13 protein-coding genes are annotated in these 18220 nt (G+C 72.9%); 3 read left to right on the forward strand and 10 right to left on the reverse strand.

What is annotated here, in order from left to right; all coding sequences use genetic code 11:
* Nucleotides 1-227: 227 nt before the first annotated feature.
* Nucleotides 228-2096 (reverse strand): translation elongation factor 4, encoded by a 1869-nt coding sequence (gene lepA, locus ACIGAN_RS31265; RefSeq protein WP_365736840.1) that lies wholly within the window; start codon nt 2094-2096, stop codon nt 228-230.
* A gap of 238 nt (nt 2097-2334) precedes the next feature.
* On the opposite strand from lepA, the gene rpsT reads away from it, so the two are divergent.
* A complete protein-coding gene (rpsT, locus tag ACIGAN_RS31270) occupies nt 2335-2601 on the forward strand; it encodes a 30S ribosomal protein S20 (RefSeq protein ID WP_010042013.1) in 267 nt (88 codons plus the stop codon).
* 175 nt (nt 2602-2776) lie between these two features.
* Here rpsT and ACIGAN_RS31275 read toward each other — a convergent pair whose 3' ends face one another.
* The 9 genes from ACIGAN_RS31275 to leuS form a co-directional block, all read right to left on the reverse strand.
* Nucleotides 2777-3172 (reverse strand): nuclear transport factor 2 family protein, encoded by a 396-nt coding sequence (locus ACIGAN_RS31275; protein WP_399862592.1) that lies wholly within the window; start codon nt 3170-3172, stop codon nt 2777-2779.
* Between the two features lie 395 nt (nt 3173-3567).
* Complete coding sequence (gene holA / locus ACIGAN_RS31280; protein WP_399862594.1) at nt 3568-4557, reverse strand: DNA polymerase III subunit delta; 990 nt, start codon at nt 4555-4557, stop codon at nt 3568-3570.
* Between the two features lie 49 nt (nt 4558-4606).
* Entirely contained in the window at nt 4607-4852 is a 246-nt protein-coding gene (locus ACIGAN_RS31285; protein WP_365087945.1) for a hypothetical protein, read from the reverse strand.
* 261 nt (nt 4853-5113) lie between these two features.
* Nucleotides 5114-5980 carry an arylamine N-acetyltransferase family protein gene (locus ACIGAN_RS31290; RefSeq protein WP_399862597.1) on the reverse strand — a complete coding sequence of 289 codons (867 nt, stop codon included), beginning with the start codon at nt 5978-5980 and terminating at the stop codon, nt 5114-5116.
* 4 nt (nt 5981-5984) lie between these two features.
* On the reverse strand, nt 5985-8582 hold the full coding sequence (locus ACIGAN_RS31295; protein ID WP_399862599.1) for a ComEC/Rec2 family competence protein: 2598 nt from the start codon (nt 8580-8582) through the stop codon (nt 5985-5987).
* The gene (locus ACIGAN_RS31300) at nt 8579-9823 is read right to left on the reverse strand and encodes a helix-hairpin-helix domain-containing protein (RefSeq protein ID WP_399862601.1); all 1245 of its coding nucleotides are present in this window, start codon (nt 9821-9823) and stop codon (nt 8579-8581) included. The genes ACIGAN_RS31295 and ACIGAN_RS31300 overlap by 4 nt, the downstream gene beginning before the upstream one ends.
* A gap of 175 nt (nt 9824-9998) precedes the next feature.
* On the reverse strand, nt 9999-10844 hold the full coding sequence (locus ACIGAN_RS31305; RefSeq protein WP_399862603.1) for a DegV family protein: 846 nt from the start codon (nt 10842-10844) through the stop codon (nt 9999-10001).
* A 72-nt stretch (nt 10845-10916) separates the two neighbouring features.
* Entirely contained in the window at nt 10917-11663 is a 747-nt protein-coding gene (locus ACIGAN_RS31310) for a hypothetical protein (protein ID WP_399862605.1), read from the reverse strand.
* A 208-nt stretch (nt 11664-11871) separates the two neighbouring features.
* Entirely contained in the window at nt 11872-14754 is a 2883-nt protein-coding gene (leuS, locus tag ACIGAN_RS31315) for a leucine--tRNA ligase (RefSeq protein WP_399862607.1), read from the reverse strand.
* Between the two features lie 443 nt (nt 14755-15197).
* Here leuS and ACIGAN_RS31320 point away from each other — a divergent pair, with 443 nt between their 5' ends.
* The gene (locus tag ACIGAN_RS31320) at nt 15198-16454 is read left to right on the forward strand and encodes a cytochrome b/b6 domain-containing protein (RefSeq protein ID WP_399862609.1); all 1257 of its coding nucleotides are present in this window, start codon (nt 15198-15200) and stop codon (nt 16452-16454) included.
* Complete coding sequence (locus tag ACIGAN_RS31325; RefSeq protein ID WP_309096751.1) at nt 16451-18061, forward strand: NADH-ubiquinone oxidoreductase-F iron-sulfur binding region domain-containing protein; 1611 nt, start codon at nt 16451-16453, stop codon at nt 18059-18061. The genes ACIGAN_RS31320 and ACIGAN_RS31325 overlap by 4 nt, the downstream gene beginning before the upstream one ends.
* The last annotated feature ends 159 nt before the right edge of the window (nt 18062-18220 follow it).

The following is an 18220-nucleotide window of genomic DNA, read 5'->3' on the forward strand; positions in this document are numbered from 1 at the left end:
GTGGGCACTCACGAGGCGTCACGAGACGCAGCGCGCGCCCCGTTGTTTAACTCGTGAGTAACTATCGAGCAGGGATCAGAGTAAAGGCCGACCGGCCGCCGCGTAAGGGGCCGCGGCCTGTCACTTCGTACAGAGAGCTACCCCGCGGACGCACAGGGCCCGCCGCACTTTCGTACGGCGGGCCCCTGTTCCACCCGGTTTGGGGTGTAACCCACGGTAATCCGTGATTACTTCTTGCCCTTGCCCGATCCCGCGCTGTCATCGCTCGACAGGACGGCGATGAAGGCCTCCTGGGGAACTTCCACGGAACCCACCATCTTCATGCGCTTCTTGCCCTCCTTCTGCTTCTCCAGCAGCTTCCGCTTGCGGGAGATGTCACCGCCGTAGCACTTGGCGAGGACGTCCTTGCGGATGGCGCGGATGGTCTCGCGGGCGATGACCCGGGAGCCGATGGCGGCCTGGACCGGCACCTCGAAGGCCTGCCGCGGGATGAGTTCCTTGAGCTTGGCGACCAGCCGCACCCCGTAGGCGTAGGCCTGGTCCCTGTGGGTGATCGCCGAGAAGGCGTCCACCTTGTCGCCGTGCAGCAGGATGTCGACCTTGACCAGGCTGGACGTCTGCTCGCCGGTGGGCTCGTAGTCGAGCGAGGCGTAGCCGCGGGTCTTGGACTTGAGCTGGTCGAAGAAGTCGAAGACGATCTCGGCGAGCGGCAGCGTGTAGCGGATCTCGACCCGGTCCTCGGAGAGGTAGTCCATGCCGAGCAGGGTGCCGCGCCGGGTCTGGCACAGCTCCATGATCGAGCCGATGAACTCGCTCGGCGCCAGGATCGTGGCCCGGACGACCGGCTCGTAGACCTCGGAGATCTTGCCCTCGGGGAACTCGCTCGGGTTGGTGACCGTGTGCTCGCTGCCGTCCTCCATGACCACGCGGTAGACCACGTTCGGCGCGGTGGCGATCAGGTCGAGCCCGAACTCGCGCTCCAGCCGCTCGCGGATCACGTCCAGGTGCAGCAGCCCGAGGAAGCCGACGCGGAAGCCGAAGCCGAGCGCGGCGGAGGTCTCCGGCTCGTAGACCAGCGCGGCGTCGTTGAGCTGGAGCTTGTCCAGGGCCTCGCGCAGCTCCGGGTAGTCCGAGCCGTCCAGCGGGTACAGGCCCGAGAAGACCATGGGCTTGGGGTCCTTGTAGCCGCCGAGCGCCTCGGTGGCGCCCTTGGACTGGCTGGTGACCGTGTCACCGACCTTGGACTGGCGCACGTCCTTCACGCCGGTGATCAGGTAGCCCACCTCGCCGACGCCCAGACCGTCGGCGCCGAGCATCTCCGGCGAGTTGGTGCCGATCTCCAGCAGCTCGTGCGTGGCGCCCGTCGACATCATCTTGATGCGCTCGCGCTTGTTGAGCTGCCCGTCGATGACACGGACGTACGTCACCACTCCGCGGTAGGAGTCGTAGACCGAGTCGAAGATCATCGCGCGGGCCGGGGCGTCCTTGACCCCGACCGGCGGCGGGACCTGCTCCACGACCTTGTCCAGCAGCGCCTCGACACCGAGCCCGGTCTTGGCGGAGACCTTGAGCACGTCCCCGGGGTCGCACCCGATGAGGTGGGCGAGCTCCTCGGCGAACTTCTCGGGCTGCGCGGCCGGCAGGTCGATCTTGTTCAGCACCGGGATGATCGTGAGGTCGTTCTCCATCGCCAGGTACAGGTTGGCGAGGGTCTGCGCCTCGATGCCCTGGGCGGCGTCGACCAGGAGGATCGTGCCCTCGCAGGCGGCGAGCGACCGCGAGACCTCGTAGGTGAAGTCGACGTGCCCCGGCGTGTCGATCATGTTCAGGATGTGCGTGTTGGTCTTGTCGTGGGTCGGGGCCCACGGCAGACGCACCGCCTGAGACTTGATCGTGATGCCACGCTCGCGCTCGATGTCCATGCGGTCGAGGTACTGGGCGCGCATCTGCCGCTGCTCGACCACTCCGGTCAGCTGGAGCATCCGGTCGGCGAGCGTGGACTTGCCGTGGTCGATGTGCGCGATGATGCAGAAATTGCGGATCAGAGCCGGGTCGGTACGGCTCGGCTCGGGCACGTGGCTGGGGATCGCGGGCACGCAGGGTCCTGATTCTTGAGGCGTCCGCAGTGTCTGCGGTCTCGGGTCGGATCGATACGTAGCCTCCATCGTCCCACGGGCGGGGACCATGGACGGGTTTGGGCCGGGAATGCACCCGCTGGTAGCCTGGGTGGCTGTGTCTCATGCCCTCTCGCACGGGACACGACCTCAAGAAATCACCCGGTGCGATCCGTGCGGCCTCGTGCGGCCTCGTGCCAGAACCTGAAAAGGCTCATTCGTGGCGAACATCAAGTCCCAGATCAAGCGGATCAAGACCAACGAGAAGGCGCGGCTGCGCAACAAGGCCGTCAAGTCCTCCCTCAAGACCGCGATCCGCAAGGCCCGTGAGGCCGCTGCCGCGGGTGACGTCGAGAAGGCCACCGAGTACCAGCGCGCTGCCGCGCGCCAGCTCGACAAGGCCGTCTCGAAGGGCGTCATCCACAAGAACCAGGCCGCCAACAAGAAGTCGGCGCTGGCTCAGAAGGTCGCCGCGCTCAAGGGCTGACGTTTGATGTGACGCCGGAGGGAATCGAGCGGGCCCTCTCTCATCCGCTCCCGTCCGGCACCCCTCGGATCCGCGCGCGGCCTGCGTTCGCCACGCGGGCGCGGATCCACCTGATCGAACCGTAGGCCGGGCCTCCTCCTGTTCCCCATGGGAGGGCGCCCGGCCCTCGGCGTGTTCAGGACCAGAACTCGTTGTTCCTGTCGATGTCCTCGACGCACTCGTCGAGGTCGGTGACCTTGTCGCCGACGATCCGGAAGATGATGCACCCGGTGTCGTCCAGGTGCCTGCCGCCCCGCTCGGCCGTGAAGCGGGTCATGCCGACCGCGTGACCTCGGCCGTCGACAGCGATGCCGATCAGTTCGGCGCGCATCGTCCCCTCGGTCTCGGCGCCGAGCCGCTCGTACATCTCGATGATCGAGTCCACCCCTTTGAAGTCGCCCGACAACGGGTGGTTCCCGGGCACGTGGTGGGTGGCGTCCCCCGCCATCAATCCGCGCAGGGTGTCCATGTCACCGCGGGAGAAGGCCTCGAACCCCTTGCGGACCAGCGCTGCGTGCGGGTGTTCAGCCATGACCCTCGCCACCTCTCCGTCGCTCGGCGATGTACGGCTGACCCTTCCGATTCTCCCTCCGGTACACCGCCTCGGCACATCTCGCGGCGGCGGGGAGAGACGGACGCCGACGACACGGCCGTGCCGGCCGGGACTCGCGTGACACCCCGGCTCCCGGCACGGGACCTGGACGGGGCACGGCGTTCCAACGCGGGCGGGCCTGGACGGGGCACGGCACTTCTGCGCCGGCGAGCCGGGCCTGGTCGGGGCGTGGCGTGGCGCGCGTCCAGGCCGGCAGGCCGGGCCCATACCGGGCGCGGCGCTTCAGTGCCGGTCCCCCTGGCAGCGGCGGGACTCCGCGGGGATCGGTTCGGCCCCTGGACTGATCCCCCGCCGGGGCGTCGGTGTCCGGCTCGTCAGGCCCGGCCCCGGGAGCGGGCCGCCCGCGCGATCGTGACCACCGCCTTCTCCAGGGCGTACTCGGGGTCGTCGCCCCCGCCCTTCACCCCCGCGTCCGCCTCGGCCACCGCCCGGAGCGCCACCGACACACCGTCCGGCGTCCACCCGCGCATCTGCTGGCGCACCCGGTCGATCTTCCACGGCGGCATCCCCAGCTCCCGGGCCAGATCCGCCGGCCGGCCCCCGCGCGCCGACGACAGCTTGCCGATCGCCCGGACGCCCTGCGCCAGCGCGCTCGTGATCATCACCGGTGCCACCCCGGTCGCCAGCGACCAGCGCAGCGCCTCCAGCGCCTCCGCCGCCCTGCCCTCGACCGCCCGGTCGGCGACCGTGAAGCTCGACGCCTCGGCCCGGCCGGTGTAGTACCGCCCGACGACCGCCTCGTCGATCGTCCCCTCGACGTCCGCCACCAGCTGCGACACCGCCGAGGCCAGCTCCCGCAGATCGCTGCCGATCGCGTCGACGAGCGCCTGGCAGGCCTCCGGCGTGGCGGACCGGCCCGTCACGCGGAACTCCTGCCGCACGAACGCCAGCCGGTCCGCCGGCTTCGTCATCTTCGGGCAGGCCACCTCGCGCGCCCCCGCCTTGCGCGCGGCGTCGAGCAGACCCTTGCCCTTGGCCCCGCCCGCGTGGAGCAGCACGAGGGTGATCTCATCGGCGGGCGCCCCGAGGTACGCCTTGACGTCCTTGATCGTGTCGGCCGACAGGTCCTGCGCGTTGCGCACGACCACGACCTTGCGCTCCGCGAAGAGCGACGGGCTGGTCAGCTCGGCGAGCGTGCCGGGCTGCACCTGGTCCGGGGTGAGGTCCCGTACGTCCGTGTCGGCGTCGGCGACCTTCGCCGCGGCGACCACCTCCTGCACGGCACGGTCGAGCAGCAGCTCCTCCTGGCCCACGGCGAGCGTCACCGGGGCGAGAGGGTCGTCATTCGCAGTCTTCCTGGGCATCGCGCCAAGCATCCCACGCGCCACTGACATCACCGGGCCGCCCGCGGCTCTACGGCTCCTCCCGCCAGCCCTCCCACTCGCCCGCGAAACGGTCCAGCTCCGCCGCGTCCAGCCGCTCCTCCTCGTCCCGCAGGACGACCAGCCACTGCGCGTCCTCGGCGTCGTCCTCCCCGGCCAGCGCGTCCCGCACCAGCTGCGGCTCCTCGACGACCCCGAACCGCTCCCGCAGCGCCTCGGCCACCTCCTCCGCGGCGTCCCGGTCGGGCAGTACCAGCACATGTCGCACATCACTCACGCCGGACATTGTCCGCCACCACCGGAACTGCCCGGACGCCGCGTCCCGCCTCCAGGCCCGCGCCCTCCGCCGGCTCGACGGTGTCGCCGACCTGCCGCCCGGCCGCCTGGGCGCCTGGGCACCTGGGCGCCCGGCCGCCTGGCCGCCTGGAGGGAAGGTTGCCGTACCGTCGGCACGCCGCCGCACTCCGGACCGGGGCACCACGTCCCTCGCCCGAACCGGAACACTTCGCCCCTCGCCCGGCCCCGGACACCACGCCCCTCACCCCGACCGCTCGACGGCCTCGCCGTTCCGCACGGAGCCGGGCGGCCGCACCGTCGGGACCCGGTCGAGCTCGATGCCGAAGCGCTCGCGGTACGCGTCCAGCACCTCCTCGTCCGTCCCCAGTTCCCTCTCCTCGCGCGCCCCGTCGGCCGCCGTCGTCGTGAACCGGCGTCCGCTCAGCGTGATCCTCCCGCCGTCCCCCGTGACCCGCGAGCAGACCAGCGACCGCGTGAAGTGCGAGAGGGGCGACGTGCTGTGCCACCACGCCCCGGCCACGAAGTCACCGAGCGCCCGGGGCCGCACCTCCAGCCGGTACTGCGCGGCGCCGTCCCGGAACACGTCCAGGTCCGCCGCCTCCACCGAGCCGTGCCCGCCGCGCACCCCGGCCGCGTCCGGACCCGACTCGACGATCCGGAACACGCCCGCCGGATCCTCCTGCTCCCCCCGTTCCCCGAACGCCAGCGGCAGATGGCTGTGCGCCCCGAACCCGACGTCGGCCAGCCAGTCGCCCCCGTCCACCGTCCGCACCCGCAACGCCAGATGGTCGTACGGGACCCCGAGCCGCTCCCCGTCCCCGTACACCCGGCCCGCGAGCAGCGCCACGTCGTACCCCAGCGCGGTCAGCAACGCCCCGAACGCGCCGTTCAGTTCGTAGCAGAACCCGCCCCGCCGCGCCCCCACCACCTTGTCCAGCAGCCGCTTCTCCTCCAGCGCGATCTCCTCGCCGAGGTGGATCGAGAGGTTCTCGAACGGCACCGTCCGCAGATGGCGCAGATGCAGCTCGCGCAGTGCGTCGACGGTGGGCCACGCCGGGTGCTCGGCTCCCAGACGACGGAGATAGGCATCAACCTGTGCTGGATTCATGCCCTCAGTCTCGCGCCACCCCCAGCCGGCCACCCCCTCCCACGACGGCCAGCGCGCCGTCCCGGTCCGTGCGCAGCACCGCCGCGCCCCCGGCCCGCAGCGCCGCGAGCGTGCCGGGCGCCGGATGCCCGTACGGGTTGTCCTCGCCGCAGCTGATGAGGGCCAGCCGCGGGGCCGTCCGGCGCAGGAGGCCCAGATCCTGGTAGGCCGAGCCGTGGTGGGCGACCTTCAGCACGTCCACCGCGCGCAGCGCCTCGGCGGCCGGCGATCTCGCCAGCGCCCGCTGGGCCGGAGGTTCGAGGTCCCCGAGGAGCAGCAGGCGCAACCCGCCCGAGCGGACCAGCAGGGCGACACTGGCGTCGTTCGGCCCCTCCGGCACCGGGTGGGCCCGCACCACCCCCGGAGCCGCGCCAGCCGGCGGGCTCGGCGGCGGCCACACCACCTGCCAGGACAGCTCTCCCGCACGCCGCTCCTCACCGGCCGCCGCCCGCGTCACGGGAACCCGCCGGGCCGCCGCCAGTCTCCGCACGAACGCGGCCTGGTCGGCGGGCTCCTCCAGGCCCGTCGTCTCGATCGCGCCCACCGCCCGTCCGCGCAGCACCCCCGGCAGGCCCGCGACGTGATCGGCGTGGAAGTGGGTGAGGACGACCAGCGGGATCCTGGTCACGCCGAGCGAGCGCAGGCAGCGGTCGACGCGCCGCGGATCGGGACCCGCGTCCACCACCACCCCGGCCCCGTCACCCGCCGCGAGCACCAGGGCGTCCCCCTGCCCCACGTCGCACATCACCAGCCGCCAGCCCGGCGGCGGCCAGCCCGTGATCGTCCGGGTCAGCGGCGGCGGCTGCACCACCGCCAGCAGGAGCACCACCCCGCACACTCCGCACCACCAGGGATGCCGGAGCAGTCGCCGGCCCAGGAGCACCGCGAGCACGGTCACGGCACCGAGCAGCGCCGCGCCCGTCCAGCTGCCCGGCCAGTCCACTCCCGCGCCGGGCAGCGCCGCCCCGGTCCGGGCGATGCCCGCGATCCACCCGGCCGGCCACTGGGCGCACCAGGCCAGGGCCCGCGCCACCGGCATCGCCGCCGGGGCCGTGGCCAGCGCGGCGAAGCCCAGCACCGTCGCCGGCGCGACCGCGATCTCGGCCAGCAGGTTGCACGGCACCGCCACCAGGCTCACCCGCGCCGACAGCACGGCGACGACAGGCGCGCACAGGGCCTGCGCGGCGGCAGCGGCGGCCAGCGCCTCGGCCAGTCGGGGCGGCACCCCGCGCCGCCGCAGCCCGGCGCTCCACCGGGGCGCGAGCGTGAGCAGGGCGCCGGTGGCCACGACGGAGAGCAGGAACCCGTAACTGCGCGCCAGCGACGGGTCGTAGAGCACCAGCAGCAGCACCGCCGTCGCCAGCGCCGGGATCATCGACCTGCGGCGGCCGGTCGCGAGGGCCAGCAGCGCCACGGCTCCGCAGGCCGCCGCCCGCACCACGCTCGGATCCGGCCGGCACACCACCACGAACCCGAGCGAGAGCGCGCCCCCGAGGACCGCGGTCCCCCGCAGCGAGATGCCGAGGCGGGGCGCGAGCCCCCGCCGCTCGGCCTGCTGGGCCAGACCCGGCGGGCCGAGCAACAGGGCGAGCAGGATCGTGAAGTTGGCCCCGCTCACGGCCAACGTGTGGGTGAGGTCGGTTTCCTTGAAGGCCTCCTCCAGCTCCGGAGTGATCCGCGAGGTGTCCCCGACGACCAGCCCCGGCAGCAGCGCCCGGGCGTCCGGCGGCAGCCCGTCGGTCGCCTCCCGCAGTCCGGCACGCAACCGCCCGGCGAGCCGCTGCGCCACCGAGGGCTCCCCGACCACCTGGGGGCCCGCCTCGCCCCGCACCCGCAGCACGGCCGCCACCCGGTCACCGCCCGCCGACGCCGGTGCCGCCCGCGCGTCGACCCGCAGCCGCGTCGAGGGCAGCAGCCCGAGCCAGGCCGACGGCACCGCCCCTCCGGCGGCCGGCCGCCCGTCTGCACCGCCCCTGCCGGCCGGTCCCACGTCGACGATCATCAGCACCGGCGTCCGCGACGCCACGGTTCCGGTCCCCACCCTGTGGACGCGCCGCACCTCGGCGTCGATCAGCACGGCGGCCGGAGCCGGGCGATCGCCCCGGACCCGGGGCCGGGTGAGCCGGGGGTCGGAGGTGAGCTCCACCTCGGCGGTGACCGTCGCGTACTCCCGCGCCAGCCCGGGCATCGGGCCGCGCCGCAGATCCGCCGTGTGCAGCCCGGCCGATGCGGCGGCCGCCGCGACGCACAGCAGGAGCGCGGCGGCCGAGGCCCGCGGCCATGACGCCGAGCCGCGTCGCCGGGCCGGCACCAGAAGCCCGACCGCGGCGAGGCAGGCGGTCACCAGGCATACGGCCCAGCCCGCCGGCACGGCCGGCACCAGGGCCGCCGTGCCCCAGGCCGCGAGGGCGGGCGGTACGAGCCGCAGATCGGCGGGCCCCTCCTGCCGTGGCCGGGCGAGGCCCAGCCGTTTGCCGGACGAGACGTGCACGGGCGACCGGGCGGGGTGGTGTCCGGGAGCGGTCTCGTCGGGTCGCGCCGGAGTGCCGGGAGCGCTGCTCATGGCCGTACGAGGTCGCGCAGGTCGGCGAAGCGGCGGTCGCCGATGCCGTTCACCTCGCGCAGTTCGTCCACGGAACGGAAACCGCCGTGCTGCGTGCGGTAGTCGACGATGTGCTGTGCCAGCACGGGTCCGACACCGGGCAGCGTGTCGAGCTGGTCGAGGGTGGCCGTGTTCAGGGAGACGGGACCTGCCGGCACCCCTCCGCCCACGGCCCCGCCGGCCGGGCCCGCCAAAGCCGCACCGCCCGCTCCGCCCGGACCGCCCGCTCCGGCCCCCGCGACGGGAGCGGGGCCGCCGACGATCACCTGCTCGCCGTCCACCAGGAAGCGCGCCCGGTTGAGACCGTCGGTGTCCGTGCCGGGCTTCACACCGCCCGCCGCTCGCAGCGCGTCCGCGACACGCGAACCGGCGGGCAACCGGTGGATCCCGGGATCACGGACCTCGCCCCCGACGTCCACGACGATCTCGGCGGCCGCTCCCGAGGCACCCGCGGTTCCGGCCGCGCCGGCCGTACCGGCGGTCGTGGCCGCCCCCGCCGCCCCCGCCGCCCCCGGGTCGTCCCCGCCCCGGTCGTCCTGCGCAGGCTCCGCCCCGTACGGCGTCGCCGCGCGCACCACCTCGGGCGGCCGCACGGGCTGGGTACGGCCCGCCCAGAAGTGCTGCACGGCGAAGGCCGCGGCGACGACCAGCACGACCGTCAGGGCGAGCACGTTCCGCCGCTCCAGGCCGCACCTCGTCTGCAGCCACAGCGGCATGCGCTCCCGCAGCGCGAGCCCGGCCCGCTCCCGCCAGTCCCCCTCCACCGAACGGCCGTCACCGCGCTCCGCTGCCGCCGCGAGGCCGTCGCCGGAGCCGACTCCCCCGGAGCGACTTCCAGCGGAGCCCACGTCATCCACCCGCGCGACGGCGGGCGTCTCCGCGACCGCTCCATGGCCGCCGGGCTCCGGCCCGGCCCCGGCACCGCCCCCACGACCGGGCGGCCCCTGCCCCGACTCCCGCCGCTCTCCTCCCGACTCCCGCCGTTCCCCCACCCGTTCGCCGAGGCCGGACCGCCCCAGGTGCTCGACGCGGTCGCCGAACATCGCCTCCGCCCGACGGCGGAGCTCGTCCCCGGAGGGATGCCGGCCCCGGCCACGGTTCACCGGCCGGTGGCGGCGGTGACGGACGCGTCCGTCGGACGCGGGCCCCCGGCCCGGCCCACTGGTCGCGGTAGCTGTGCGTGAACGTGATCGAAGTGCCATGCGACGAGGATCGGACACTCCGCCCCACCCGCGATGATCTTGGTCGATTCCCGGGGACAACCCCCCGCTTGTGGACAACTCCGCCACTCACACGGGTGACCGCAGGAGCACCGGCACGCCTCAGAGGAGCGCCTTCATCCCGCGTCACCCCGGCGGAACACCCCCGCCGCAACGTTCACCGCGGCGAAACCACGACCCCCAGCAGCCCGGGCCCCGTATGCGCCCCGATCACCGCCCCGACCTCGCTGACATGCAGATCCGCGAGCCCGGGCAACCGCCCCCGCAGCCGGTCGGCGAGGGCCGACGCCCGGTCCTGGGCGGCGAGATGGTGGACCGCGACATCGACCTGGGCGCTGCCCGCCCGGTCGGCGGCGATCTCCTCCAGGCGGGCGATCGCCTTGGACGCGGTCCGCACCTTCTCCAGCGGTTCGATACGGCCGTCGGCCAGCTGCAGCAGCGGTTTCACGGCGAGCGCGGAGCCCAACAGGGCCTGGGCCGCGCCGATCCGGCCGCCGCGGCGCAGGTAGTCGAGGGTGTCGACGTAGAAGTAGGCCGCCGTGCCGGCGGCCCGCTTCTCCGCCGCGGTGACGGCCTCGTCCACCGTGCCGCCCGCCTCGGCGGCCTCCGCCGCGGCGAGCGCGCAGAAGCCGAGCGCCATCGCGATCATGCCGGTGTCCACGACCCGCACGGGCACGGGCGCCCGCCGCGCGGCGACCACGGCCGCGTCGTACGTGCCGGAGAGTTCGGCGGACAGATGGAGGGAGACGATGCCGGTGGCGCCGGACTCGGCCACCTTGCGGTAGGTCTCCTCGAACACCGCCGGGCCGGGCCGCGAGGTCGTCACCGGCCGACGCTTCTGCAAAGCCTGGGCGAGGGCGCGGGTCGAGATCTCGGTGCCCTCCTCCAGCGCGCGGTCGCCGAGGACCACCGTCAGCGGGACCGCCGAGATACCGTGACGCTCCATCGTCCGGGCCGGCAGGTAGGCCGTTGAATCGGTGACGATCGCGACATGGCGGGACATGAGCTGGAGGTTACCTGCCGTCATGCCCGTGCGGCAGCCCGGGCCCCGCGCCCTGCCGCACGCGTGGCCGGATCAAGTGGTGCTCTCGGGGCGGGGCTTCTTCTGCCAGGGGTAGGTGGGACGCGGCGCCGCCGGGGAGATGGCGGGCCGCTCCGGCTCCCGCTCCGGGCCCGGCCGCGAGGTCTCCGGCCAGGTCTGTCCAGCCGTGGGGGCATCGGCGGCCGGAGCATCGGGCCACGGCTCGGCGGCGGAGGCCGAGGCGGACGGCGCGTCCGTGGTGGTCCAGTGCCGCAGGGCGCCGGCCTCCACGTCGATCTGCGCGCTGAGGGTGTCCAGGTCGTCCCCGGCGAAGCGGCGGGCACGGTCGCGGACCGCCCAGCGCAGCGCGTCCGCCGACTGCGTGATGCGTTCGGTGCGCTCGCGCAGCTGGGGCAGGCGCTCGCGCAGGGCGGTGCGGTCCGGCTCGGACTCCAGGCGCTTCAGCTCGCCGTCCAGTTCGTGGCCGTGCACGCTGAGCCGCTCGAACAGGCCGATGGACTCCTTCACGGACTCGTCCTCGACGACGGCCGCGTTCAGCGCGTCCTGGGTGGCGCGCATGGAGGTGCGCAGCTTCAGGCGCAGCTGGGCGAGTTCCCCCGCGGCGCCGGGCTGGGCGAAGGACTTGGCCCGCAGGGTGTGGTCCTCGACCGTGCGGCGGGCCTGGGTGAGGCCACGGTCCACGCCGCGCTTGGCGGCGCCGACGGCCTTCACGGTGGCGTACGCGCCGAGCGCGACCAGGAGCACGAAGAGCAGGGCGAAGACTGCGATCACTGCTTCCACAAGGGCTCCTCCTCAGGGCGCCACGGCACCTCACGTCGCTCTTCCACGGTAAACGCGGCAGGCAGGTCCGGAGTTCCGGAAAGACCCCGAACCTGCCCGTAGAGGACCGGTGGACGACCACTAGGGGGCACCCCGAGGGCGTCGGCCTCCGGGTCGCTCAGCACGCCCCAGCCGCACGCTCAGCACCCCCGGCCGCACGCCGTGCGCCCTACGCCGGGACGATGTTCACCAGCTTCGGCGCCCGCACGATCACCTTGCGGATGCCGGCCCCGCCCAGCGCGGCGACGACCTTCTCGTCGGCCAGCGCGACCTTCTCCAGCTCGTCCTCGGAGATCGACGGCGGAACCTCCAGCCGCGCCTTGACCTTGCCCTTGATCTGCACGACGCAGGTCACGGTCTCGTCGACCACGTACGCCGGGTCGGCCACCGGGAAGTCCTGGTGGACGACCGAGTCGGTGTGGCCCAGCCTGCGCCACAGCTCCTCGGCGATGTGCGGGGCCAGCGGCGCGACCATCAGCACCAGCGGCTCGGCCACGGAGCGCGGCACGGGTCCGCCCACCTTGGTCAGGTGGTTGTTCAGCTCGGTGACCTTGGCGATGGCGGTGTTGAACCGCATGCCCTCCAGGTCCCCGCGCACCCCGTCGATCGCCTTGTGCAGGGCGCGCAGCGTGTCCACGTCGATGTCGGCGTCCGCGACGTCGACGACGGTCACCTCGCCGGTCACCTCGTCGACGATGTTGCGCCACAGCCGCTGCAGCAGCCGGAACTGCCCGACCACCGCGCGCGTGTCCCACGGCCGGGAGACGTCCAGCGGCCCCATGGCCATCTCGTACAGGCGCAGGGTGTCGGCCCCGTACTCGGCGCAGATCTCGTCCGGAGTGACCGCGTTCTTCAGGGACTTGCCCATCTTGCCCAGCAGGCGGCTGACCTTCTCGCCCTGGTACCAGTAGGCGCCGTCGCGCTCCTCCACCTCGGCGGCCGGCACGGCGATACCGCGGCTGTCGCGGTAGACGTAGGCCTGGATCATGCCCTGGTTGAACAGCTTGTGGAACGGCTCGGCGGAGGAGACGTGCCCCAGGTCGTACAGGACCTTGGACCAGAAGCGGGCGTACAGCAGGTGCAGCACGGCATGCTCGGCGCCGCCGACGTACAGGTCGACACCGCCGTGCGGCTGGCCCTCGCGCGGGCCCATCCAGTACTGCTCGATCTCCGGGTCGACCAGCTTGTCGCCGTTGTGCGGGTCCAGGTAGCGCAGCTCGTACCAGCAGGAACCGGCCCAGTTGGGCATGGTGTTGGTCTCGCGGCGGTACTTCTTCGGGCCGTCGCCCAGGTCCAGGGTGACGTTGACCCAGTCCTCGTTGCGCGACAGCGGCGTCTCGGGCTGGGTGTCGGCGTCGTCCGGGTCGAAGGTGCGCGGCGAGTAGTCCTCGACCTCGGGCAGCTCCAGCGGCAGCATCGACTCGGGCAGCGCGTGGGCGACGCCGTCCTCGTCGTAGACGATCGGGAAGGGCTCGCCCCAGTAGCGCTGGCGGCTGAACAGCCAGTCGCGCAGCCGGAAGTTGACGGTGCCCTCGCCGACGCCCTGGGCCTCCAGCCACTCGGTGATGCGGGCCTTGGCCTCGACGACGCCCAGGCCGTCCAGGGAGACGCCGGCGCCGGCCGAGTTGATGATCTTCGCGTCGTAGGAGGCGAAGGCGTCGTCCCAGGCGGACGGGTCGGTGCCGCGGCCGTCGGTGGGCTCGACCACGCAGCGGATCGGCAGCTCGAAGGCGCGGGCGAAGGCGAAGTCGCGCGTGTCGTGGGCCGGGACGGCCATGATCGCGCCCGTGCCGTAGCCCATCAGCACGTAGTCGGCGATGAAGACCGGGACCCGCTCGCCGTTGACCGGGTTGGTCGCGTAGGCGCCGGTGAAGACGCCGGTCTTGTCCTTGGCCTCGGCCTGGCGCTCGACGTCGGACTTGGACGCGGCCTGCGCGCGGTAGGCGGCGACGGCCTCGGCCGGGGTCGGGTAGCCGCCGGTCCACACCTCGTGGGTGCCCTCCGGCCAGGCGGCCGGGGTGAACTTCTCGACCAGCGGGTGCTCGGGCGCCAGCACCATGTAGGTGGCGCCGAACAGGGTGTCGGGGCGGGTGGTGAAGACGGTGATGCGCTCGCCGTCGATGGGGAAGTCGACGCGGGCGCCCTCGCTGCGGCCGATCCAGTTGCGCTGCTGCAGCTTGATGGCCTCGGGCCAGTCCAGCGCGTCCAGGTCCTCCAGCAGCCGGTCGGCGTAGGCGGTGATGCGCATGTTCCACTGGCGCAGCTTGGCCTTGAAGACGGGGAAGTTGCCCCGCTCGGAGCGGCCGTCGGCGGTGACCTCCTCGTTGGCCAGCACGGTGCCCAGCCCGGGGCACCAGTTGACCGGCGCGTCGGAGGCGTAGGCCAGCCGGAACTCGCCCAGGACGTCGGCCTTCTCGGCGGCGCTCAGCTCGCTCCACGCGCGCGTGTGCCCGGGGACGGGCCGCTCACCGGACTCGAACTGCTCGACCAGCTCGGAGATCGGGCGGGCCCGGCGGGCGTCGTGGTCGTACCAGGAGTTGAAGATCTGCAGGAAGATCCACTGGGTCCACTTGTAGTAGTCCGGGTCGATCGTGGCGAACGACCGGCGCTTGTCGTGGCCCAGGCCCAGCCGGCGCAGCTGGGCCTTCATGTTCTCCATGTTGGCTTCGGTGGACACGCGCGGGTGCGTGCCGGTCTGCACCGCGTACTGCTCGGCGGGCAGGCCGAAGGCGTCGAAGCCCAGGGTGTGCAGGACGTTGTGGCCGGTCATCCGCTGGAAGCGGGCGAAGACGTCCGTGGCGATGTAGCCCAGGGGGTGACCGACGTGCAGGCCCGCGCCCGAGGGATACGGGAACATGTCCATGATGAACTTCTTGGGCCGGGCGACGGTCTCCGGGTCGCCCGCCAGGTCACCCGTGGGGTTGGGCGCGGCGTAGGTGCCCTCCGCGTCCCAGAAGTCCTGCCAGCGTGCTTCGATCTCGGCAGCCGTCGCGGCCGTGTAGCGGTGCGGCGCGGCCACCTCGGAGGCGGCAGCGGGGTTCGTCTCGCTCATGATCCTCAAAGCTCCATCGATCGTCTCTGCCTGCGGCTGTGTCGTCGAGAAACGAAAAATCCCCTCGCACAGGAGGGGACGCCGCGCCGATTCCGGCCACTCGACTCGTCCGGTGGCCGGGACTGATCAGCGCGGCCCGCTAAGCAGAAGGCGTACGGCACGCATGGCGTTAGGGTACCGCAGGCCCTCAGCGCGCCAACACTCGCAAAGCTGAACCAAGGTCAAGGGTTACTTCGCGTAACAGTAGCTAAGGGACATCACAACAACCGCATTGTCCTTTGATAACAACGCAATAACTCAAACCTCGTACCCATCGGTATGGCTCCGCTTAGAGTGCGGCAGCGGGACCGCTGCTTTCCCGAACCGCTCGGAGTTGCCCCCATGAACCCTCATCGCAGTACCCCCTCACTTCCCCCGGTCGCCGGGATGTGGGGAGGCCGGTCGTGAACCCCAACGACTCCACGGCAGACGACTCCTTCGCCGAGTTCCTCAACTTCGGCGCGGGCGTGCTCTCCCTCGTGTGCCTGACCTGCTCGGTGATCTGGGGTCTGGTCGCCCAGGACCGGATCCTGCTCGACGCGCGCCGGCGCATCCTGGCACAGGCCGTGCACCGGACCACGGCCGTCGCCTCGATCGCCTTCCTGCTGGTGCACATCGGCGTGAAGCTGGCGCTGTCCCACACCTCGTGGATCGCCGCGGTGATCCCCTTCGGGCTGTTCCTCACCGACGAGGAGCTGGTCGCGGGCCGGTCGTTCCTGATCGGCCTGGGCACCCTGGCAGGCATGCTCATGATCTTCGTGGGCGTCACCGGCGTGCTGCGCAACCGCTTCGCCTCCCCCGCGCCGGTCGCGGCCCGCTGGCGCGCCATGCACATGCTGGCCTACCCGGCCTGGTGCGCCGCGCTCGTGCACGGCCTCTACGCGGGTCGAGCGGCCAAGCCGATCTTCGTCATCCTGTACTGCCTGTCCCTGCTCGGCGTGACCGCGGCCCTCGCCCTGCGCGCCGCTCCGCGCCCGGTCAAGCGCAAGGTCGCCGACCGGTTCGCCGCGCTCATCGGCCCCGGCGAGGGCCAGGGCCGCCGCGACCTGGAGGAGAGCCGGGCCCGGGCCGGCGCCGCGCTGCCCGGCTACGAGGGCCGCACGGACCGGGCCGAAGCGGCGGGGGCCGGATCCGGCAGGCGGTACGAGCGGGCCGAACGCCCCTCGCCCCAGGAGTCCGCGAACGGCTTCGCCGCGGCCTACCGCGCCGTCTCGGGCCCGCCGCGGGACCAGGCCTACGCGCCGGGCCCCACCACCAGCATGGAACTGCCGCTGGATCTGCAGCCCACCCAGGCCGTCCCGGCCGTGGACGGCCCCTCCAGCACCTCCGGCAGCTGGCCGATCCCGTCCCCGCCCCCGGTCGGCGAGGCCCCGCCGTCGGCCTACGACCCGCTCCAGGACACCGGCTTCAACATCCCGCCCTACGACCCCGTGCGGGACGCCGGACAAAGCATCCCGGCCTATGGCAATCCAGGCGCCCCCGGCTATGGATCGAGTGACGTGTACGACACGGGTGAGACGAACGCGGTCCGCGACACGTACTACCCGAACGACACGTACAACAGCGGTCCCGCCACTGAAACACTGCCCGGTGCGTCCTACGACTTCGACGCACCGGGATCGGGCGAACCTTGGAACACGCCTTCCGGAGGCTTTAAGTGAACGAGGCCCTGCCCGACGTACCCGAAGTCCGCGTGGTCGGTCTTCCCCAGCTCACGTCGGGCTTCGACCTTGTCGATCGACTCGATCTGCCCATGCACCTGAAGGTGCACGGGCCGCTCGAGCCGATGGGCGGCGAGCAGCTCGCGCAACTCGCCGAACGCATCAACCTGAGGGGCCGCGGCGGCGCGGGCTTCCCCTTCCACAAGAAGCTGCGCTCGGTCGCCGAAGCGGCGATCAAGCGCGGCGTCCGGCCGGTCGTCGTCGTCAACGGCAGCGAGGACGAACCGGCCTGCCGCAAGGACACGGTGCTGATCAACCGCGCCCCGCACCTCATCCTGGACGGCGCGCTGCTGTGCGCCGAGGCCCTGGGGGCCCGCACGCTCGTGGTGGGGGTCACCCGTGAGTCGACCCAGCGGTCCATGGAGGCCGCGCTCGCCGAACGCGGCCTGAGCAACGGCCGCCGCTCCGCCCTGCGCGCCCGCGTGCAGCGCAACCCGGTCCGCATGGTCACCGGCGCCGCCGCGTCGCTGATCCGCTCGATCGACGGCGGCCCGGCCGTCCCGCCCGGCCGCAAGGTCAGCGCCTCGCAGAACGGCGTCGGCGGCGCGCCCACGCTGCTGTCCAACGCCGAGACCTTCGCCCAGCTGGCCATCGCCGCCCGCATCGGCCCCGAGCGCTACGGCAACACCGGCCTGTACGACGAGCCGGGCACGGTCATGCTCACGGTCTCCGGGGCGGTCGCGCGGCCCATGGTCATCGAGGTCCCCACGGGCGTGCCGCTGCGCTACGTCCTGCAGCTGGCCGGCGCACCGCCGGTGCCGCAGGGCGTGCTCACCGGCGGCTACCACGGCAAGTGGATCGACGCCGCGACGGTGAACGAGGCGATCGTCTCCCGCAACTCCCTGGACGCCGTGGGCGGTTCCCTCGGCGCCGGGGCGATCCTGCCGATCAGTCAGGACACCTGCCCGCTGGGCGAGTCGCTGCGGGTCGCCCAGTGGCTGGCCGAGGAGAGCGCGGGCCAGTGCGGCCCCTGCTACCTCGGCCTGCCGGCCGCCGCGCGCGGCATGGAGGACATCCTCAACGGCGGCGGCCCGGCCGCCCTGGAGGCGCTCAAGCAGGTCGCCAAGAACGTCAAGCGGCGCGGCGCCTGCTCCCACCCCGACGGCTCCGCGATGTTCCTGGAGTCGACCATCAAGGCGTTCACGGACGACCTGGCCGCGCATGTCCTCGGCAACGGCTGCGGACGGCGCGTGGAGGGCGTTCTGCCGCTCTTCGAGGGCGGCAGGGCCCCGACGGGCATCCCGGGCGGCGGCGAGTCCGAGGAGAACGGCCCGAGCCGCCAGAAGATCTACGTCGACTGGACGCTGTGCCGGGGCCACGGCCTGTGCGCGGACATCCTCCCCGAGGTGTTCCAGCTGGGCGCCGACGGCTTCCCGACGGTGGCCCAGGCGCAGGTGCCGCGGTACGCCGAGGCCAAGGCTCTACGCGCGGTGCGCCGCTGCCCGGCACTGGCCCTGCGCATCGAGGAGGACACCCGGGGCCAGGCCCCGTCCCGCAACCTCCCGGTGCTCTCCCAGGGCCGCGGCCGCCGCGCCCTGGGTCGCTGATCCCGACGCTCCGGCGGGCTCCTCTCAAGGGGAGCCCGCCGGCGCCATGTCGCACGGACGACAAGAAGGCGGGCCGTCTCGGACGGCCCGCCTTCTCATCTGCTGTGGAGCTAAGGAGAATTGAACTCCTGACCTCCTGCATGCCATGCAGGCGCTCTA

It is taken from the genome of Streptomyces sp. NPDC085931 (genome assembly GCF_044540565.1).
GTDB lineage: Bacteria > Actinomycetota > Actinomycetes > Streptomycetales > Streptomycetaceae > Streptomyces.